General features: G+C 64.9%; 19 protein-coding genes and 1 other RNA gene. 12 read left to right on the forward strand and 8 right to left on the reverse strand.

Annotated elements, in window-relative coordinates; genetic code table 11:
* Positions 1 to 5: 5 nt before the first annotated feature.
* The 4 genes from trpE (at position 6) to ACM9HJ_RS13810 (ending at position 4,340) form a co-directional block, all read left to right on the forward strand.
* The gene (gene trpE / locus ACM9HJ_RS13795; RefSeq protein WP_416572316.1) at positions 6 to 1,520 is read left to right on the forward strand and encodes an anthranilate synthase component I; all 1,515 of its coding nucleotides are present in this window, start codon (positions 6 to 8) and stop codon (positions 1,518 to 1,520) included.
* A 3-nt stretch (positions 1,521 to 1,523) separates the two neighbouring features.
* Positions 1,524 to 2,510, forward strand: coding sequence for a formyltransferase family protein (locus ACM9HJ_RS13800; protein WP_416572317.1), 987 nt, complete (start codon positions 1,524 to 1,526; stop codon positions 2,508 to 2,510).
* A gap of 93 nt (positions 2,511 to 2,603) precedes the next feature.
* A complete protein-coding gene (locus ACM9HJ_RS13805) occupies positions 2,604 to 3,419 on the forward strand; it encodes a hypothetical protein (RefSeq protein WP_416572318.1) in 816 nt (271 codons plus the stop codon).
* A 120-nt stretch (positions 3,420 to 3,539) separates the two neighbouring features.
* Positions 3,540 to 4,340 carry a hypothetical protein gene (locus ACM9HJ_RS13810; protein ID WP_416572319.1) on the forward strand — a complete coding sequence of 267 codons (801 nt, stop codon included), beginning with the start codon at positions 3,540 to 3,542 and terminating at the stop codon, positions 4,338 to 4,340.
* On the opposite strand, the gene ACM9HJ_RS13815 is transcribed toward ACM9HJ_RS13810, so the two are convergent.
* The 5 genes from ACM9HJ_RS13815 to ACM9HJ_RS13835 all read right to left on the reverse strand — a co-directional run bounded on the left by ACM9HJ_RS13815 (position 4,341) and on the right by ACM9HJ_RS13835 (position 6,731).
* The gene (locus ACM9HJ_RS13815) at positions 4,341 to 5,186 is read right to left on the reverse strand and encodes a TIGR00282 family metallophosphoesterase (protein WP_416572320.1); all 846 of its coding nucleotides are present in this window, start codon (positions 5,184 to 5,186) and stop codon (positions 4,341 to 4,343) included.
* Between the two features lies 1 nt (position 5,187).
* Entirely contained in the window at positions 5,188 to 5,793 is a 606-nt protein-coding gene (locus ACM9HJ_RS13820; RefSeq protein ID WP_416572321.1) for a 5-formyltetrahydrofolate cyclo-ligase, read from the reverse strand.
* Positions 5,794 to 5,939: 146 nt separating this feature from the next.
* Positions 5,940 to 6,098, reverse strand: a non-coding RNA gene (gene ssrS, locus ACM9HJ_RS13825) — 6S RNA.
* A 13-nt stretch (positions 6,099 to 6,111) separates the two neighbouring features.
* Positions 6,112 to 6,474: a cell division protein ZapA gene (locus ACM9HJ_RS13830; protein WP_416572322.1), complete on the reverse strand. Its 363-nt coding sequence runs from the start codon at positions 6,472 to 6,474 to the stop codon at positions 6,112 to 6,114.
* Between the two features lie 2 nt (positions 6,475 to 6,476).
* Positions 6,477 to 6,731, reverse strand: coding sequence for a hypothetical protein (locus ACM9HJ_RS13835; RefSeq protein ID WP_416572323.1), 255 nt, complete (start codon positions 6,729 to 6,731; stop codon positions 6,477 to 6,479).
* A gap of 342 nt (positions 6,732 to 7,073) precedes the next feature.
* Here ACM9HJ_RS13835 and tkt point away from each other — a divergent pair, with 342 nt between their 5' ends.
* The 5 genes from tkt to ACM9HJ_RS13860 all read left to right on the forward strand — a co-directional run bounded on the left by tkt (position 7,074) and on the right by ACM9HJ_RS13860 (position 11,434).
* Positions 7,074 to 9,062, forward strand: a complete 1,989-nt coding sequence (gene tkt, locus ACM9HJ_RS13840) for a transketolase (protein WP_416572324.1) — start codon at positions 7,074 to 7,076, stop codon at positions 9,060 to 9,062.
* Between the two features lie 107 nt (positions 9,063 to 9,169).
* Entirely contained in the window at positions 9,170 to 9,460 is a 291-nt protein-coding gene (locus ACM9HJ_RS13845) for a hypothetical protein (protein WP_416572325.1), read from the forward strand.
* Positions 9,457 to 9,642, forward strand: a complete 186-nt coding sequence (locus tag ACM9HJ_RS13850; RefSeq protein WP_416572326.1) for a type II toxin-antitoxin system RelE/ParE family toxin — start codon at positions 9,457 to 9,459, stop codon at positions 9,640 to 9,642. The genes ACM9HJ_RS13845 and ACM9HJ_RS13850 overlap by 4 nt, the downstream gene beginning before the upstream one ends.
* A gap of 421 nt (positions 9,643 to 10,063) precedes the next feature.
* Positions 10,064 to 11,074 carry a type I glyceraldehyde-3-phosphate dehydrogenase gene (gene gap / locus ACM9HJ_RS13855; protein WP_416572327.1) on the forward strand — a complete coding sequence of 337 codons (1,011 nt, stop codon included), beginning with the start codon at positions 10,064 to 10,066 and terminating at the stop codon, positions 11,072 to 11,074.
* A gap of 129 nt (positions 11,075 to 11,203) precedes the next feature.
* On the forward strand, positions 11,204 to 11,434 hold the full coding sequence (locus tag ACM9HJ_RS13860; protein ID WP_416572328.1) for a DUF3126 family protein: 231 nt from the start codon (positions 11,204 to 11,206) through the stop codon (positions 11,432 to 11,434).
* Positions 11,435 to 11,481: 47 nt separating this feature from the next.
* Here the strand turns inward: ACM9HJ_RS13860 and ACM9HJ_RS13865 are convergent, their stop codons facing one another.
* The 3 genes from ACM9HJ_RS13865 to ACM9HJ_RS13875 all read right to left on the reverse strand — a co-directional run bounded on the left by ACM9HJ_RS13865 (position 11,482) and on the right by ACM9HJ_RS13875 (position 15,283).
* The gene (locus tag ACM9HJ_RS13865) at positions 11,482 to 12,855 is read right to left on the reverse strand and encodes an aspartate aminotransferase family protein (protein ID WP_416572329.1); all 1,374 of its coding nucleotides are present in this window, start codon (positions 12,853 to 12,855) and stop codon (positions 11,482 to 11,484) included.
* 162 nt (positions 12,856 to 13,017) lie between these two features.
* Entirely contained in the window at positions 13,018 to 14,193 is a 1,176-nt protein-coding gene (locus ACM9HJ_RS13870; protein ID WP_416572503.1) for a TCR/Tet family MFS transporter, read from the reverse strand.
* Between the two features lie 457 nt (positions 14,194 to 14,650).
* Positions 14,651 to 15,283: a hypothetical protein gene (locus tag ACM9HJ_RS13875; RefSeq protein WP_416572330.1), complete on the reverse strand. Its 633-nt coding sequence runs from the start codon at positions 15,281 to 15,283 to the stop codon at positions 14,651 to 14,653.
* A 118-nt stretch (positions 15,284 to 15,401) separates the two neighbouring features.
* On the opposite strand from ACM9HJ_RS13875, the gene dprA reads away from it, so the two are divergent.
* The 3 genes from dprA to ACM9HJ_RS13890 are packed head-to-tail and all read left to right on the forward strand — an operon-like array spanning position 15,402 to position 19,757.
* On the forward strand, positions 15,402 to 16,523 hold the full coding sequence (gene dprA / locus ACM9HJ_RS13880; RefSeq protein ID WP_416572331.1) for a DNA-processing protein DprA: 1,122 nt from the start codon (positions 15,402 to 15,404) through the stop codon (positions 16,521 to 16,523).
* Positions 16,524 to 16,572: 49 nt separating this feature from the next.
* Positions 16,573 to 19,233: a type I DNA topoisomerase gene (topA, locus tag ACM9HJ_RS13885; protein ID WP_416572332.1), complete on the forward strand. Its 2,661-nt coding sequence runs from the start codon at positions 16,573 to 16,575 to the stop codon at positions 19,231 to 19,233.
* Positions 19,234 to 19,259: 26 nt separating this feature from the next.
* Complete coding sequence (locus ACM9HJ_RS13890; protein WP_416572333.1) at positions 19,260 to 19,757, forward strand: hypothetical protein; 498 nt, start codon at positions 19,260 to 19,262, stop codon at positions 19,755 to 19,757.
* The last annotated feature ends 1 nt before the right edge of the window (position 19,758 follow it).

Below are 19,758 nucleotides of genomic sequence, written 5' to 3' on the forward strand. Positions count from 1 at the left end.
TTCCCGTGCGCACCTTCCCGGATGAAAGCAGCTTCGCCCGCCCCTATGAGGCAGGGTCGGCGCAGGTGCTGTGGACCCGGTTGGTCAGCGACCTGGACACGCCCGTTTCCGCCATGCTGAAGCTGGTGCGCGGGCGTCCCAACGCTTTCCTGCTGGAATCGGTCACCGGCGGGTCGGTGCGCGGGCGTTATTCGCTGATCGGACTGAAGCCCGACCTGATCTGGCGCTGCCGTGGCGCCGCGTCGGAGATCAACCGGCAGGCCGCCACCGATCCCTCGACTTTCACTCCGTGCCAGGGCGACCCGCTGAAGGTGCTGGCCGACCTGCTGGAGGAGAGCCGCATCGATCTGCCAGCCGAACTGCCGCCCATGTCGGCGGGCCTGTTCGGCTATCTGGGCTATGACATGGTCCGGTTGATGGAGAAGCTGCCGGACAGCAACCCCAATGAACTGGACCTCGAAGACAGCATCATGATCCGCCCGACGGTCATGGCCATCTTCGACGGTATCGAGAATGTGGTGACCGTGGTCACCCCCGTCCGCCCGCAGGAAGGCGTGAATGCCGCCCAGGCCCTGGACGCGGCCCGTGCCCGGTTGGGCGAGGCGGTGGCCGATCTGGAAGGGCCGGTGCCGGCGGCGCATGAGACGGTGATGGAGGTGACGGCCCTGCCGCAGCCGGAATCCAACACGGCGCTGCAGGAATATTTTGGCATCGTGGAGAAGGCCAAGGAATATATCCGGGCCGGCGACATCTTCCAGGTGGTGCCCAGCCAGCGCTTCTCGGTGCCTTTCGCCCTGCCGGCCTTCGCGCTCTATCGCGCGCTGCGCCGTCTGAACCCCTCGCCCTTCCTGTTCTTCCTGGATTTCGACGGCCTGTCGGTGGTGGGCTCCAGCCCGGAGATTCTGGTGCGCCTGCGTGACGACACCGTCACCATCCGCCCCATCGCCGGCACCCGCAAGCGCGGCAAGGACCCGGCGGAGGACAAGGCGCTGGCCGCCGACCTGCTGTCCGACCCCAAGGAACTGGCCGAGCATCTGATGCTGCTGGATTTGGGCCGCAACGATGTGGGTCGGGTATCGCAGACGGGGACCGTTACGGTAACGGAAAAATTCACCATCGAGTACTACTCCCACGTCATGCATATCGTTTCGAATGTAGAAGGAAAACTGAACCCCAAATTCACGCCGATCGAGGCTCTGGTGGCCGGCTTCCCCGCCGGCACCGTGTCGGGCGCGCCCAAGGTACGGGCGATGGAGATCATCGACGAGCTGGAAAAGACCCGGCGTGGCATCTATGGCGGCTGCATCGGCTATTTCGCGGCCAACGGCACCATGGATACCTGCATCGCGCTCCGCACCGCCGTGCTGAAGGACGGGGTGATGCATGTGCAGGCCGGCGGCGGCGTCGTGGCCGACAGCGATCCGGAAGCCGAGTATCAGGAGACCGTGAACAAGGCCAAGGCCCTGTTCAAGGCCGCCGAGGAAGCCGTGCGCTATGCCCAGGAGCACGGGACGGCCTGACCCATGCCGGAAGCCATCCCCGCCAGCCTGACCGTTCCCTTCGACCGGTTGCTGCTGGCGACGGTGCCGGATCTGCTGCCGGCATTGTTGCCCCTGCTGCCGGGGGTGCAGCCGGTCGATAGTCTCGACCGGTTGCGCGCCGCGCTGGACCATGATCCCGGATCATCGGTGCGCCTGGTCTGCATCGGCTTCGGCCGGGTCGTGCCGCCCGACCTGCTGGCGCGCTGCCGGGCGGGTGCCATCAACATCCATCCCGGCCCGCATCTCTATCCCGGGTCCGCCGCCGCGCATCTGGCGCTTTATGAGGGGGCGGAATGGTTCGGGGTGACGGCGCATCTGATGAGCGCCGCCGTCGATGCCGGCCCCATCCTGGCCGAAGCCATCTTCCCCATCCCACCCGATACCGGCCATCGCGGCCTGGATGAATTGACCTGGTCGGCGCTGCTGTCGCTGCTGCACCAGCTGGCGCCGGCCATCAGGGGCGACACCCCCTGGCCACGGCCACCCGGCCTGTCCTGGTGGGGGCATGCCAACCGGCGGGCCGACATCATCGCACTGGCCCGGATCACCGATAATATGGTTGAAAGCGAAGTTCTGCGACGCTGGCGGGCCTTCCATGACGGGCCCGACAGCGCGCTGACCATCCAGGAGCATGGGCAGGTACGGCCCTATCAAGCGCAAGGTCGTATCATCGGCTGGGTCGACGGGATCGTCGGCGATGCCATCCAGGGCTGGGCCCATGATCCGGCATCGACCGATATGCCCGTGCATATCCGGGTGGAGGTGGACGGGCATCCTTTCCGCGATCTTGCGGCCTACGCGCCACGCGGCGATGTGGCCGCTGCCGGGCATGGTGATGGGCATTGTGGGTTCAGCCTGGCCTTATCCGACCTGCCGCAAGGTGCAGTGCGCGTGGATTTCCTGCTGCCTGCCGACGAGTGGCGCCGGCTTCCCGGCGGCCCCGTCATGCTGCACCAGACCTGCGGTTGAAGCAGGAGCGAGCAGGTGCACCTTGCAGCATCCCCCCTGACATTGCCTGGAACAGCAGGTTAGGATGAAGGGCGCTGCCATGGAGGGGACCCGGTGAATATACGGCCGTTCTTCCTGGTTCTGATCATCCTGTTCCTTGCGTCCGGCACCACGCGGGCGGAACAGGTGCTGCATTTGCGGGCCCCGTCCCTGACGGAAGGCAGCCACGCCTATTATCATGAACTAATGGTGAAGGCTTTCGCGGTCGAGGGCATCGAACTGCGCATCGATCCCGTGCAGAACCCGCCAAAGGCGCGGTTGGCCATGATGCTGACCAAGGGGGAACTGGCCATCACCTGGATGGTGCAGTCGGCGGAACGCGACAAGAGCTTCGTGCCGGTGATGCCCCCCTTGACCAACGGCATGGTGGGGCAGCGGGTACTGATGATCCGGCCGCAGGATCAAGCCCTGTTCGACAAGGTGCGCACGCTGGACGATCTGCGCCGGCTGGGCCTGCGGGCCGGCATGGGGCGTGACTGGGCGGAACAGGATATCTGGCAGCGCAACGGCCTGCCCTTCACCAACCCCTCGGGTGACTGGCGCCGGCTGTTCGACATGCTGGCGGTGGGCGGGCGCGACGTCGATTACATCCCCCGCGCCCTGTCGGAAATCCTGATCGAGGCGCCGGCCCATCCCGACCTGGGCGTGGAGAAGAACCTGCTCCTGGTCTATGATCGCGATGTGCGCTTCTACCTATCCCCCCTGGCCGCACATCTGGCCCCCGTACTGGAACGCGGCCTGCGCAAGCTGCGCGAGGACGGCGCCCAGGAAAGGCTGCTGGAGAAGCATTTCGGCCGGGCGCGGTCGATCATGGAGGTCGACAAGCGCACCATCCTGCACCTGGCCGATGGCGAGGAGACGGTGAATTAATCACAGCCCTATCCTTTCGCAGGAAAACTTCACTGATGATGCGCGCACTGCACTTCTGTAGAAGTTTGTCTTGATCAAGGGGATATGGCGGAGCACTTCCTTTTGCGGCCGAAGCATTTAATGCTGTGTCTGTTGGCGCTGTTCTGCTGGGTCGCACCCGTGCGCGGCGAGCCGACCATCATTCGCATCGCGCTGACGCCGGAAGGCAGTCACCAATATTTTCACGAACTGCTGAAGGCCGCCTTCCTGGCCGCCGGGCATCCCGTGGAATTGCAGGGCATCGTCGGGCCGGGCAAGGAACGGTTCAAGATGATGCTGCGCACCGGCGAGTTGGATGTCATGTGGCTGGTCCGCGGCGCCGAGCGTGACCAGTTGTACGTGCCCGTCGAATTCCGCCTGACCGACGGGCTGATCGGGCAGCGTATCCTGCTGATCCGGCCTGGAGAGCAGCACCGGTTCGACCAGATCGACAGTCTGGACGATTTCGCCCGCCTGGGCCTGCGCGCCGGGATGGGCAAGGATTGGCTGGATGTGGGCATCTGGCGACAGAATGGCATGCCGGAAACCAGCGAGGTGCCGGAATGGCGGCGGCTGTTCAAGATGCTGTCGGCCGGTAACCGCGCCGTGGACTATATCCCGCGCGGCCTTTCCGAAATCCAGATCGACGCCAATGCCAACCCGGAACTGGCGGTGGAGCAGCGGTTGCTGCTGCGCTATCACCGCGACAGCATCTTCTATCTAACGCCATCGGCCGGGCATCTGGCACCCATCCTGCTGCGTGGCCTGCAGAGGATCCGTGCCAACGGCCGCTATGCCGCCCTGCTGGACAAGCATTTCGGCCATCTCAAGCAGGCGATTGGCACGGACAGGCGCCTCGTGCTGGACCTGACCGACAATGACGACCCCACGCCGGTTCGGTGATCAGGCCACCGACGGCAGGCTCTGCCCCAACCGGCCGCCCACGCGCACCGGCTCGGCCCGCTTGGCCAGCCCGGTACGATCGTCGGTTTCGACGAACACGCCACAGACGCTGACGGTCGCGTCATTCTCGCCCGGCGAATAGCGCTCGCCCGGTGTCTTGCGCAGCATCTTGTGGATGGCCGCGTCCTTCTTCATGCCGATGACGGTGTCATAATCGCCACACATGCCGGCATCGGTCTGATAGGCGGTGCCGCCGTTCAGGATCTGCAGATCGGCCGTGGGCACATGGCAATGGGTGCCGACCACCAGGCTGACCCGGCCGTCCAGCACATGGCCCATGATCATCTTCTCGCTGCTGGCCTCGGCATGCATGTCCATGATGATGGCATCCACCCCGGCCGGCCCCATGCGGGGCCCACCCAAGCGATGGATGTTCAGCACCTTCTCCACCGGCGGGAACGGATCGTCCAGCGGCTCCATGAACACCCGGCCCATGGCATTGATCACCATCACCTTGTGCCGGCCATTCTTGGCGGGAAGGATGGTGTAGCCACGGCCCGGCGTGCCGTCGGGATAGTTGATGGGACGCACCAGCTGCGGCAAGCGGCCGATCTGGCCCAGCAATTCCTTCTGGTCCCAGGCATGGTTGCCCAGCGTCACGCAATCCACCCCGGCGGCGAACAGTTCCTCGGCGATCTTCTCCGTGATGCCGAAGCCGCCGGCGGCGTTCTCTCCGTTCACCACGATGAAGTCGGGCTTCAGCTTGGCCTTCAGGTCGGGCAGGTGGCGCAACACCCCTTCCCGCCCGCTACGCCCCACGATGTCGCCCAGAAAAAGCAGCCGCATACTAAACCTCTGTCGGACGCCATGCGCCCTGTTCCGTCACGATCCAGTCAAGCCGTTGATCGTAGGCATCGACGGGTAGCTTATCCACCCCCTGCCCCGCATAGCCGATGCCCACGGCGATGACCCGCACCTCGGCCCGCAACACCTCCAGCGTGCGGTCATAGAAACCGCCGCCATAGCCCAGCCTGAAACCCGCCTTGTCGAAGGCCAGCAGCGGCACCAGCACGATATCCGGCTGCACCAGCGGCGCGTCGCCCATCGGTTCCATGACCCGGAAGGCACCGGGCACCAGCGGATGGCCGGGACGCCACAGCCGGAAGATCAGCGGCCAGGCCCGCCCCGTCACCACAGGCAGCGCCGTGGCATGACCGGCATCGGCCAGGGCGGCCAGGGACGGCGTCACATCCGCCTCGTCCCCCTTGGGGTAATAGCCGGCGATGGTCAAAGGCCCCGAACGCAGGTCCGGCAGCAGCGACAGGAGATGGGTGGCGATGGCGGCACCAGCGGCCGGACCAGCTTCAACATGGCAGTGGGCACGGGCTTCGCGCGCTTCGATGCGAGCGGCCTGCTTGGCCTGGGCGATTGGATCGGTGTCCAGGTCGGGCATCACAAAACCGGCGTCTTCGTTGGAGACAACACCATCGGTCAGACTTTGACCGATGGTACGGCGGCGACCGCCGCCGCGCGGCACGTGCCGCGTGAGCCAAGCCGCCGGATGGCGGCGCCCGGCGCCTGAGGGAACAAAAAAGACGGAAGATGGCCGCCTTGGCCGTTGGTGTGTGCTATCCCTCGTGACCTGTGCAAACAGGTGGGAGCCATGTGCCGGCACCACGGCGCCGGTAGGGACAGCCCCCTCGAGGAATGATTATCGGCCCCGGGGATAAAGCGACCTGACGCACCAGGCAGCCAACTTCCTGATCCTTATTTAGGCGCGTTCAAGCCGCGCTGCAATGTCTTCGATGCGCTTTGCCAGCGTATCGATGGCCGCACCCACCTTCGCCTCGTCCGCCGAAGCCGCCGCGGGCGGCGGGGACGGCTGGTGGATCACCGGGGCGGGCGCGTGGCCGGCGCGCAGCGTCTTGGCCTCGGCACGCGCCTCCATCAATTCGTCCGCCAGGACGATGCAGGTGGCGATCAGGTTCTGCACCTCATGTCCGGCCGCACCGCCCGTCAATTCCTGCATGCGGGCATCGACATAGGCGGCCAGTTCCAGCAACCGCTGCTCCTGCCCATCCTCGCAGGTCAGCGAGTGGCCACGGCCGTTCAGGGTGAAATCGACGCGACGCATATTCAACCTTCCTCAAGCACGCCCTGCAGGCGTGAAATCGCCCCGTCCAGGCGAACCTTCATGACGCGGGCCTGTTCCTGTGCCTGGCGTTCCCCATGCCGGGCAGCCGCCAGTTCCGCCTCCAGCCGCAGCTTTTCCGCCAGCCAGCCGGCCGTCCCGGCACCTGAGTCCAACCGTTCCAACCGCCTGGTCAAGGCACGGTCCAGCAGGCCGATGGACTTATCCAGGCGCTCCAGCGCGGCGGTCAGGCTGTCCAAGGCGGTGGCTCGTTCGAACGGCGGTGGGCAGGGCGTCGGCCCCGAACCGGGCACAGACGAAAGACCTTAGGGTTCCGCCTTACCCCGCGTCAACATTCGCACCGCAAAAGACCTCGTTATTCGGTACATCCGCCCCTTCCCAGGCCGGGCAGCGGCCATGCTTGCCTGTGGCTTGACCCCCCCGGCTCTTTTGGCCAATTTGCCGCCACCATTCGGGGGGTGTCTGCCGTCGGACCGGGACGGCGGGTGCGACCCGTCTGGCGTTACGGTACAGCGCTTCGTCAGAGCAATGTCCGGCCAGCACATAAGGCCGGCGCCCCCGCATGAAAGGCCCTTCGCGCAATGTCGTCCGATCTGACCGCCGGCGTGTCCCACGCCGATCTCGCCAACGCCATCCGTGCCTTGTCCATGGATGCGGTGGAAGCCGCCAAGTCCGGGCATCCCGGCATGCCGATGGGCATGGCCGACGTCGCGACGGTGCTGTTCACGCAGTTCATGAAATTCGATCCCCGCCGCCCCGACTGGGCCGACCGCGACCGGTTCATCCTGTCGGCCGGCCATGGCTCCATGCTGCAATACAGCCTGATGTACCTGACCGGGTACGAGGACATCACGCTGGACGAGATCAAACGCTTCCGCCAGATGGGTGCGCGTACCGCCGGCCACCCCGAATATGGCATGGCGCGCGGCATCGAGATGACCACCGGCCCGCTGGGCCAGGGCATTTCCACCGCCGTCGGCTTCGCCGCCGCCGAGCGCATCCTGAATGCCCGCTTCGGTGACGATCTGGTCGACCACCACACCTATGTCATCGCTTCCGACGGTGACCTGCAGGAAGGCATCAGCCACGAGGCCTGCTCGCTGGCCGGCCATCTGGGCCTGTCCAAGCTGATCGTGCTGTGGGACGACAACAAGATCAGCATCGACGGTTCCACCGACCTGTCCTTCACCGAGGATGTTCAGGCCCGTTTCCGTGCCTATAACTGGGACGTCAGCGCCGTCGATGGCCACGACCCGGTCGCTGTCGCCAAGGCCATTGCCGCCGCCAAGCTGACCGACAAACCGTCGCTGATCGCCTGCCGCACCACCATCGGCTATGGCGCACCCACCAAGGCCAACACCGCCGGCAGCCATGGCAGCCCGCTGGGTGCCACCGAGATCGAGGGTGCCCGCAAGGCCCTGAACTGGCCTTATGCGCCGTTCGAGATCCCCGACGCCATCCTGGGCGCCTGGCGCCATTTCGGCGACCGTGGCCACCCCACAGTCGATGCCTGGGTGAAGCGCCTGGCGCGTTCGGAAAACCGCCTGGCCTTCAAGGCCGCCATCGCCGGCAACCTGTCGGACGAGGCGCGCGCAGCATTGCACGCCCACAAAAAGGCCGTGTCGGAGACCCGGCCGAAGATCGCCACCCGCCAGTCGTCAGGCAACACGCTGGACGTCATCGTCCCGCTGATCCCGGAAATGATGGGCGGTTCGGCCGACCTGACCGGGTCCAACAACACCCGCGTTAAGGTGGTGGCCAAGGCCGTCCAGAAGAACGACTGGAACGGCCGCTACGTCCATTACGGCGTGCGCGAGCATGGCATGGCCGCGATGATGAACGGCATGGCCCTGCATGGTGGCGTGATCCCCTATTCGGGCACCTTCCTGGCTTTCTCCGACTATAACCGCCCGGCCATCCGCCTGGGTGCGCTGATGAAGCAGCGGGTCATCCATGTCATGACCCATGACAGCATCGGCCTGGGTGAGGATGGTCCGACCCACCAGCCCGTGGAGCATATCCCGGCCCTGCGCTGCATCCCCAACCTGCTGGTCCTGCGCCCCGCCGACGCCGTGGAAGCGGCCGAGGCCTGGGAAATCGCCCTGGATGCCAAGACCCGTCCGTCCGTCCTGGCCCTGACCCGCCAGAACCTGGCCACCATGCGCGTGGACCATACGGACGAGAACCTGTCGGCCAAGGGCGCCTATGTCCTGCGCGAGGCTTCCGCCCCCCGCAAGGTGACGCTGCTGGCCACGGGTTCGGAGGTCGAGATCGCCTTCAACGCCCGTGAGAAGCTGGAAGCCGAGGGCATCCCGACGGCGCTCGTCTCCATGCCGTCCTGGGAACTGTTCGCCGAACAGCCCGAGGCGTACCAGAAGGCGGTGCTGGGCGATGGCCTGCGCATCGGCGTGGAAGCCATGGTCCGCTTCGGCTGGGACCGTTGGCTGGGCGAGAAGGGCGTGTTCATCGGCATGCCGGGCTTCGGCGAAAGCGCGCCGTACCAGGAACTGTATGCCCATTTCGGCATCACCGTCGAGGCCATCGTGAAGGCGGCGAAGGAGCGGGTGTAAGCCCTGCACCTTCCATCTTGAACGGCCATCTTGAACGGATGTGACGCGGACGGCGCCAGGGTGTATCCTGGCGCCGTTTCGCGTTTATGGGCTGCAGGAGATGAGCCATGGGTGCCACGCGCAAGGTGGTCCTGGAACTACCGGAAGAGGATGCCGCCCTGCTGGATGAGCTGGTGGCATCGGGTGCCTATCCGTCCAATGCTGCTTCTGTTTCTGCGGCGCTGGATATGTTCCGACCACATGACAATGATCCTGAAATTGACCGCTGGATCGAAAAAGTCGGAATTCCATTGTTGGAAGAGATCAAACGAGACCCCAGCCAATTGCTGACTCTCGAAGAGTTCGATCAAGAGTTGGAAGCCCATCGCCGCAACCGGCGCGCGGCACAGGCGCAATGAAGTTTCAGATCATATTCTCCAGAAACGCGCGGAAGAACCTGTCCGAGATCGAAGATTACATCGCTGCGCGTTCAGGCGAACAGCGCGCAGAGGATTTCCTGAAAGCCATCCGGCAGACGTGTCTGAACCTGGATACTTTCCCTCAGCGGGGTCGGCTCTTTTCAGCGGGGTCGGCTCTTTAAAGAAGGCTTCAGGGTTATTGGCCATGGCCGTTCGACGAACATCCTGTTCAGGGTCGAACGCGACCAAGTCACGATCCTTGGCATTCTGTACGGTGGCCGCGACATCTCCCGGCATTTCAATGCCAAGACAACGCACAAAGAATGAAACGAAAGCAAAACGGATAAGCGCTGCCTTACACACGTCGGCCCCGCACAAACCCTGCCCACAAAGAGTCACGCCGGTAACGCCGTTACCTGAATTGCACCCCAATCACAAAAAAACTAAGCTGCAACCCGTGCGCTTCACGCATGGCGGAAGGGACGGTTGCGCCCTTGTATGCGGGGAGTTCAAGGGTTAATTCGGCTTTGGAACATGGGCCGTTGGCTGCCCATCGGCACCCCGCCGGAAACCGGCGGCGGCGCTGTTCAATCGGAGGAAAGCATGGCTGTCAAAGTTGCGATCAACGGGTTCGGGCGTATCGGCCGTCTGGTGCTGCGCGCCCTCTATGAAAGCGGCCGCAACGACATTGAGGTCGTCGCCATCAATGATCTGGCCGACGCCGCGTCCAACGCCCACCTGCTGAAGTATGACAGCGTGCATGGCCGTTTCCCCGGCACCGTGGAAGTCGTCGACGGCAATCTGGTCGTCAACGGACATACGATCCGTTCGGTGCAGCAGCGCGACCCGGCGCAGTTGCCCTGGGGCGAACTGGGCGTTGACATCGCCCTGGAATGCTCCGGCATTTTCACCAGCCGCGAGGCCGCCTCCAAGCACCTGACCGCCGGTGCCAAGAAGGTGCTGATCTCCGCCCCCGCCACGGACGAGGACCTGACGGTCGTCTATGGCGTGAACCATGACAAGCTGACGGCCGAGCACAAGATCGTCTCCAACGCTTCCTGCACCACCAACTGCCTGGCCCCGGTGGCCCATGTCCTGAACCAGGGCATCGGCATCGCCCATGGCTTCATGACCACCATCCACAGCTATACCGGCGACCAGAACACCGTGGACACGTTCCACAAGGATCTACACCGCGCCCGCGCCGCAGCATTGAACATCATCCCGACCAGCACCGGCGCCGCCAAGGCCGTGGGCAAGGTGCTGCCGGAGCTGAAGGGCAAGCTGGACGGCACCTCCCTGCGCGTGCCGACCCCCAACGTGTCGGTCGTCGATTTCAAGTTCGTGGCCAAGCGCAACACCAGCGTCGAGGAAGTGAACAAGCTGATCACCGACGCCGCCGCTTCCGGTCCGCTGAAGGGCATCCTGGGCGCCTATGCCGAGCCGCTGGTGTCCACCGACTTCAACCATGACAGCCACAGCTCGATCTTCGCGCTGAACGAGACCAAAGTCATGGAAGGCAATTTCGTGCGTATCCTGACCTGGTACGACAATGAATGGGGCTTCTCCAACCGCATGGGCGACACCGTCATCGCCATGGCCAAGGCTGGCTGATTTCCCGACTGACCTTCGCCGGCACCTGGGCTATCCTGGGGGTCGGCCGGATCGAAAGGGGCGCCGTTCGGCAAGGACGGCGCCCCTGGCTTTTCAACCCAATCCCATTCAAAAGAAGGGCGAATGGACATGACCCCCAATGAAATCGCCCGGTTGCAGACCTACCTGCGCCGGAACTTCAGCAACGACAAGATCATCGTCAACCCGCCGGCCAAGAAGGGCCAGCCCGTGGAAGTCACCATCGGCGAGGAGTTCATCGGCACGCTGTATCGCGACGAGGATGATGGCGACGTGTCGTATGCCTTCAACATGACCATCCTGTCGGAAGACCTGCCGAATATCGCACCGGCGAAGAAGTAAGGTGCCCGGTGGAGCGGATCATATGATCCGCTCCACGCGCTCTGCCCTCAGATCACCCCCAGATCCCGCGCCGTCAAGTCCAGCGCCCGCTTGGCCAGCCACACCACCTCGTCCGCCTCCGCATGCGTCATGGTCAGTGCCGGGGCATAGACCAAGCTGTCGCGGATGCCCCGCATGATCAGGTTGTTGTGGAAGCAATGGTCGCGCGCCATCAGGCCGACCTTGCCTTCACCGGGGAATCGCTGCCGCGTACGCCGGTCCTTCACGATCTCGATGGCGCCGATCATGCCTTCCGATCGGATTTCACCCACGATAGGGTGGCCATCCAGCACCTCTTCCAGTTGGCTGCGCAGATAGGGGCCGATATCGGTCCGCGCTCGCTCCACCAGCCCTTCCCGTTCGATCAGTTCCAGATTGGCCAGTGCCACGGCACAGGCCACCGGATGACCGGAATAGGTGAAGCCGTGGTAGAACTCGCCACCCTCCTCGATCAGCGTCTCCGCCACCCTGTCGCCCACCATCACGGCCGACAGGGGCACATAGCCAGACGTGATGCCCTTGGCGAGCGTCATGAAGTCCGGCTCGATCCCGTAACGCTGGCTGCCGAACCAATGGCCCAGGCGACCGAAACCGCAGATCACCTCGTCTGCGATCAGCAGGATGTCGTGTTCCTTGCAGATGCGGTTGATCTCCGGCCAATAGCTGTCGGGCGGAATGATGACGCCACCCGCCCCCTGCACCGGCTCCCCGATGAAGGCGGCGACATTCTCCGGACCCAGTTCCAGGATCTTCGCTTCCACGGTGCGGGCCGCCAGCCAGCCAAAGGCCTCCGGCGACATCTCCCCCTGCCCCTCGAACGGGTAAGGCGCCATGACATGGGCGAAGCCGGGCAGCGGCAGGCCGCCCTGTTCATGCATCACCTTCATCCCGTTCAGCGAGGTCGCCGCCATGGTGGTGCCGTGATAGCCATGCTCGCGCCCGATGAAGATGCGCTTTTCGGGCTTGCCCTTCAGCGCCCAGTAATGCCGGGCCATGCGGATGATCGTGTCATTCGCCTCCGACCCGGAATTGGCGAAGAAGGCACGGGACAGGCCCGGCGGCGTCAGTTCCGCCAGCTTGGCCGCCAACCGTACCGTCGGCTCCGTCGTGGTCTTGAAGAAGCCGTGATAGAAGCTGAGATCGGTCAGCTGGCCATAGGCGGCATCGGCCAGTTCGCGGCGCCCGTAACCGACATTCACGCACCAGAGACCGGCCATGGCGTCCAGGATGCGGGCACCGGTACTGTCGGTCAGCCACACGCCCTGGGCCTGGGTGATGATGCGCGGGCCGCCAAGCGCTGCCAGCTCCTTATGGTCGGTGAAGGGGTACCAGTGATGGGCGCCGGACAGGCGCTTCAGTTCGGCGGTATCGACGGGGGACATGGGCTCGGGCGCTCCCAAGGCAGGATGGGTTGAAGACGGGCGGACGGCATCTGTCAGGCCGGCGGGTTGAACCCGATCCGCGCGCACAGCAACAGCATCTCTTCCTTGGGCGTTGGGCCGAGATAGATCATGAGGCCATGATAACGCCGGCCAGCCCCGGCGTCACGCGCCAGCCCGTTCCGGCCCCTTGAACCTCAAGCCCAGAACCAGAAGCGCGCCCACGATGTAAAGGGCGACCACACATAGCCAGACGGCCCCCGGCCATTGCCACCGGACCGACAGATAGACGCTTGAAAAGCCCAGCGGTGCCAGGATCGAGGCGAGGCTGACGGCCGACGCGAGCACGCCCTGGAACTTGCCCTGCTCCGCTTCATCGACCTGACAGCTGGCCAGGGATTGCAGGGCGGGCGTGCCGATGCTGCCCAGCGCGAACAGCGGCATGATGGCGAAGACCATCCAGCCTTGTGTGATGAATGCCATGATGGTCAGCGCGACGCAGACGCCCGCCACCCCCGTCAGGACCGCCCGGCGCTCCCCCAGCAGCCTGACCGCAAGGCCGGGGAGAAGGATTTGGGCCAGGGTCTGACACACACCGAAGGCGCCGAGCGAGAGACCGATCCAAAACCCGTTCCAATGGAAGCTGTCCCCACCCCAAAGCGCCCAGCAGACGCCATAGGCCTCTCCGGTGGCGCTGAAGATGAAGAAGACGAGGATGATCGGCAGCAGGGGTTTCATGGAAAGGGCCCAGCGCAACGGCCGCAGCGGGTTGAGGGCTGCAAGGTCGATCTTGCCGGCCCCGGGTCCCCGCGATTCCGGCAGGATGGTGAAAGCCATCGCCAGATTGCCGGCATTCAGCAGGGCCGCCACGATGAAGGGCAGACGCAGCCAATGATCGCCAAGCACACCGCCCAGGACGGGACCGATGATGAAACCGATGCCGAACATGGCATTGAGCAGACCGAAGCGGCGCGCACGCCTGTCCTGGGGTGAAATGTCGGTGATATAGGCGGCCGCCACCGACACATTCGCACCGGTCAGGCCGGCAATGGCGCGGCCGAGCAGCAGCATCCAGAGGCTGGGCGCGAAGGCCAGGAACAGGTAGTTCACGACGGACCCGGCCAGCGATATCAGCAGGACCGGCCGACGACCCAGCTTGTCACTGAGGGCGCCCAGAACCGGCGCGAAGATGAACTGCATGGTCGCGTAGAGGGCGATCATCACCCCCATATGGGAAGCGATTTCCTGTGCGTGGGTAACCTCCCGCAGCAGGGACGGGAGGATCGGGAAGATCAGCCCGATACCAACGGCATCCAGGATGATCGTGGTGAAAATGACCATAATACCAGATCCCGGTGAGTGTAACTCACCGGGATCTGGTACGGCGGCGACCGCCGCCGCGCGGCACGTGCCGCGTAAGCCAAGCCACCGGATGGTGGCGCCGGCGATTGAGGCCGGTGATCGGTTACGATCACCGGGACGTGGTATAAGGGGTTTGTTCATGGTGGCATGCTCCGGTCATCGCGGGCATGACGGACGCCAGAAGGCATCGCTTGCCGACGATGTGACCTGACAGGGGTCAGGTGGGTTTTCGGGGAGCGCTGGCCGGCCCATGCGGGTGCATATGGACGACGTGTATTTGACCGCTTGAACGGACTTCCGTCCGTCTGTTCGCACCACATCGGGCGGTTACAGGAAAAGCGGTCGCTTTTCGCGACGGCGGTATCCTACGTGTCCTGCCGAGGCACCGCAAGCCCCGTCGCCGAGGAGCAATACCCCTACCCTGACCATGCCCGCGTCACGCCACCGGCGCACCGGCATCCAGCCCCTGCTGGAACATGTCGGCCTCCGCATCGCGGCGTTTCTGCAGGCCGGGAACGGAGGGCCAAAGGCGCTTCATGGCGCGGAACTGGCCGGGCACCCCGGCGGGGGTGCCGGCAACGATCAGGTCGTGGATCGCCTGCATCTCCGTGCGCGACGGACCGACCAGGCCGGGTCCGCGATTATACACCAGGCTGACCAGCGCCCCCAGGCAGAGGCCGTTCAGTTTGTCGGCACCGGGAAAGGCGGCGATGGTGCGTTGCTCATAGGTGGGCAGCGTGTCAGTGGCGAAGACCTGGTTGGCGACGTCCCACGGGATGGTGATGCCGGCCAGCCCCTTCACCAGGGCCTGAAGCTGGGCATCGGCGGCGTCGGTCCCGCCCCGTACGCCGATCACGGGCAACAGGGCCTGGATGGCGGCCGCCGGCAGTGACGTTCCCCAATCCTGCTGGAATCCGGCAGCGCTCTGTTGTCCCAGATCGTACCCGACGCCGATGGTGATGCCCGAAACGCCGCCCGGCCAGACGGGATGGCAGGCGAAGCGATTGTAATAGGCCTCTCCGCCCGTTTCCTCATCGATGATGAAATCGGTGCAAGTCTGCGGGATCACGGGCCACCCTCCATCCTTTGGTTGGGAGGGGGCATAGTACCGTGATTATCCAGGGTGGCAATGCGGCCGCGATGGAAAGCCGTTGACTTCACAGGCCGGATTGCAGAACCATAATTGTATGCAATCCAAAAGCCAATCCCTATCCCATGCCGAGCGCATCGACCGCGTCCGCCTGATCCGGGCGGAGAATGTCGGGCCCGTCACCTTCATGCGGCTGATGGAACGGTTCGGCACGGCCACGGCTGCCCTGGCCGCGCTGCCGGAACTGGCGAGACGCGGCGGACGGACGGCCCCCTTGCGCATTCCCGGCAAGGTGGAGGTGGAGCGGGAGGCGGCGGGCTTGGACCGGATCGGTGCCCGCTGGCTGTTCCGGGGGCAAGCCGACTATCCCACGGCCCTGGCCGCCATCGATGATGCACCGCCGGTGCTGACCCTGCTGGGTTTCCCCGCCTTGCTGTCGAAACCCTGCGTCGGCATCGTCGGTGCGCGCAATGCCAGCATCGCCGGCAAGAAAATGGCCGAACGGCTGGGCCGCGATCTGGCCGATGCCGGCTTCACCGTTGTTTCCGGCCTGGCACGCGGTATCGACACGGCCGCCCATCAGGGATCCATCCATGGCGGCACGGTGGCCGTCGTGGCGGGCGGCGTGGATGTGATCTATCCGCCGGAGAATGAGGGGCTCTACCGCGACATCGCGCAGCGCGGCGCCGTTCTGGCCGAATCGCCGCTGGGCACGGAGCCGCAGGCACGGCATTTCCCACGGCGCAACCGGCTGATCTCCGGCCTGTCGCTGGGCGTCGTTGTCGTGGAGGCGGCGTTGAAGTCGGGATCGCTGATCACCGCGCGCTTTGCCGCCGAACAGGGGCGCGAGGTGTTCGCGGTACCGGGATCGCCCATGGACCCCCGCGCCCAGGGCTGCAACCGCCTGATCAAGGACGGGGCGGGTCTGGTGGAGAATGCCGACGACATCGTCACCCACCTGTCCGGTGCCTTGCGCGGGCCGCTGTCGGAACCATCGGGCGGGTATTACCGGGGATCCGGACCGGGTGTGGAAGACGAGGCGGAACTGGCAAAAGCGCGCCGTCTGGTGGGGGAGTGCCTGTCGCCAACCCCGGTTCTCATTGACGAAGTGGTCCGCGGCTGCCAATTGTCTGCCGGGGTGGTGATGACCGTGCTGCTGGAATTGGAACTGGCGGGGCGGCTGCAGCGTCATCCCGGGGGGCAGGTCAGCCTGATCTGATCGGCCCCGCCATCCGGTGTCCATCGTTCTTGCAAAGGCGGGTCCTTCAGTGGCTGGCAGTGTCGTCATCGTCGAATCCCCGGCCAAGGCCAAGACCATCAACAAATATCTGGGGTCGGACTTCACCGTCCTGGCCAGCTTCGGGCATGTGCGCGACCTTCCGCCCAAGGACGGGTCGGTGCGCCCCGAAGAGGATTTCGAGATGGATTGGGAACTGGGCGACCGGTCCAAGCGCCATGTCGACGAGATCGCCCGGGCCGTGCGCGGTGCAACCCGTGTCTTCCTGGCAACCGACCCGGATCGCGAAGGGGAAGCCATCGCCTGGCATGTGCATGAACTGCTGAAGGAAAAGCGGCTGGTCAACAAGGCCGAGGTGCGCCGCATCACCTTCAACGAGATCACCAAGAGTGCGGTGCTGGAAGCCATCGGCAAGCCGCGCGACGTGGACCAGGAACTGGTGCAGGCTTACCTTGCCCGCCGCGCCCTGGATTATCTGGTGGGTTTCAACCTGTCGCCCGTGCTGTGGCGCAAGCTGCCGGGATCGAAGTCCGCCGGCCGCGTGCAGTCGGTCGCCCTGCGCCTGATCTGCGAGCGCGAGGCGGAGATCGAGGCGTTCAAGCCCCAGGAATATTGGACGATCGAGGCGGAGTTCAAAACCTTCGAAGGGGCGACCTTCACCGCCCGCCTGACGCAGCTGGACGGCAAGCGGCTGGAAAAATTCAGCATGGGCAACAAGGGTGCCGCCGAGGCGGCGCTGGCTCGCATCCGCCCCATGCTGTTCAAGGTCGGAAGGGTGGAGCGCAAGGAGGTGAAGCGCAATCCGTACGCGCCCTTCACCACCTCAACCCTGCAGCAGGAAGCCAGCCGCAAGCTGGGCTTTGGTGCCGTCAAGACCATGCGCACGGCCCAGAAGCTGTATGAGGGCGTGGATATCGGTGGCGAGACGGTCGGCCTGATCACCTATATGCGTACCGACGGCGTGTCGTTGAGCCAGGAGGCCATCGACGGGTCCCGCCGGCTGATCGACCAGACCTGGGGCGGCAATTACGTCCCGGAAAAGCCCCGCATCTACAAGACGGCCGCCAAGAACGCCCAGGAGGCGCACGAGGCCATCCGTCCCACCGATCTGTTCAAGCGCCCGGACCAGCTGACCCGCTATCTCGACAAGGACGAGCTGCGGCTTTACGAGCTGATCTGGAAGCGCACCGTCGCCTCGCAGATGGCCAGCGCCATCCTGGACCAAGTGACCGTCGATATCATGTCCAAGGGCGCGGAGGCCGTGTTCCGCGCCACCGGCTCCATCATCCGTTTCGACGGCTTCCTGAAGGTCTATCAGGAGGACAAGGATGATGATGGCGAGGATGAGGATAATCGCCGCCTGCCGCCGATGAAGGATGGCGACGACCTGACGCGCGGCGCCCTGAAATCCGACCAGCATTTCACCCAGCCCCCGCCCCGCTATACCGAGGCCAGCCTGGTGAAGAAGATGGAGGAGTTGGGCATCGGCCGGCCTTCCACCTATGCCTCGACCCTGCAGGTCCTCCAGGAACGCAATTACGTGCGGCTGGAGAAAAGGCGGTTCGAGCCGGAGGATCGTGGCCGGCTGGTCACCAGCTTCCTGGAGAATTTCTTCAACCGCTATGTGCAGTATGATTTCACGGCGGCTTTGGAAGAGAAGCTGGACGATATTTCCGGCGGGCGCATCTTCTGGAAGGATGTGCTGCGGGAATTCTGGAAGCATTTCCATGCGGCCATCGACGATACCAAGGACCTGACCATCACCCAGGTGCTGAACGCCCTGGATGAGGCGCTGGGGCCTCACTTCTTCCCCGACCGGTACGATACCGAGGGGCACAAGGTCGATGTCCGCGTCTGCCCCACCTGCGGGGCCGGGCGGCTGTCGCTGAAGCTGGGCAAGACCGGTGCCTTCATCGGCTGTTCCAACTATCCGGAATGCCGCTATACCCGCCCGCTGGCCGTGGCCGGCGAGGAAGCGGAGGCCGATGCCGACCGCGATCTGGGCACCGACCCGGAAACGGGCATGAATGTCGTCATGAAGCGCGGGCCCTATGGCGTGTACGTGCAGCTGGGCGAGGCGGTGGCCAAGGGCGACAAGCCCAAACGCGTCTCCCTGCCGCGTGGCATGAACCCGCCGGACGTGGACCTGACCATCGCGCTGGCGCTGTTGTCCCTGCCCCGTTCGCTGGGCATGCATCCCTCGTCGGGCCAGGAGATCCAGGCCGGCATCGGGCGCTTCGGGCCGTATCTGAAGCATGGCGACGCCTATAAGAACCTGACGCCCGACGATGATGTGCTGACCATCGGGTTGAACCGCGCTGTCGTGCTGTTGGGCGACGGCCCGGTGAAGAAGGCGGTGGCGGGCCGCGAGCTGGGCAACCATCCCAAGGATGGCAAGCCCATCTCCATCGGCTCCGGCCGCTTCGGTCCCTATGTGAAGCATAACAAGCTGTTCGCCAGCATCACCAAGGCCTACAACGCCGATACGCTGACACTCGACCAGGCCGTGGAACTGCTGGCCGCGAAGGCCGCCAAGGACACAGCCAAGAAGGGTGCGGCACCGGAGGCGGAAGCCGAGGAGAAGCCCAAGAAGGCACCGGCGAAGAAGGCCGCGGCCCCCAAGGCGGCGGCGAAGACCGCAACCAAGACCACCGCCGCCAAGAAACCGGCGGTGAAAAAAGCCAAGGCCTGAGCTTGCAAACAGGAACAGGGTGAACCATGTTCATGCGTGTAAAGGGTAATCGCACCCTGGAGACCGCCATGCGCGCCCTGTTCCTGACCGGCCTGGTCCTGTCGATCATCGCCCTGTCCGCCACGGCGGAGGAGACGCAGCCCGTCAACACCTTCACCCTGCTGGAGAAGAAGCCGGCGGCCCAGCCCGTCGGCGGTGGCCCCACCGCGCGCACCGTTTCCGATTACAGCCAGGGCGTGCCCGTGTCGGAAGCACAGCAGCAGCAGGAAGAGGCCAAGTGCCGCGTGCGCAAGACGGTGGAGGCCGGCGTCGCCATGGGCGGGGTCAGCGGCAAGTACGCCGGTGCCCGCCTGGATTACGGCAAGGATGACAAGGCGCTGGCCCGTGGCTATGCCCCCAACCCCTGCCCTGATACGGGCTTCGCCATGTCGCTGGCCGTATCGGGCAGCGACATGGAGGTCAAGCGCCGGGGTGAGCGCCGTCCCATGGACGAGGATGGCCGGCCGGACCTGATGGAGCGCTGAA

Origin of the sequence: Niveispirillum sp. KHB5.9 (assembly GCF_048066115.1) — a bacterium.
Lineage (GTDB): Bacteria > Pseudomonadota > Alphaproteobacteria > Azospirillales > Azospirillaceae > Niveispirillum.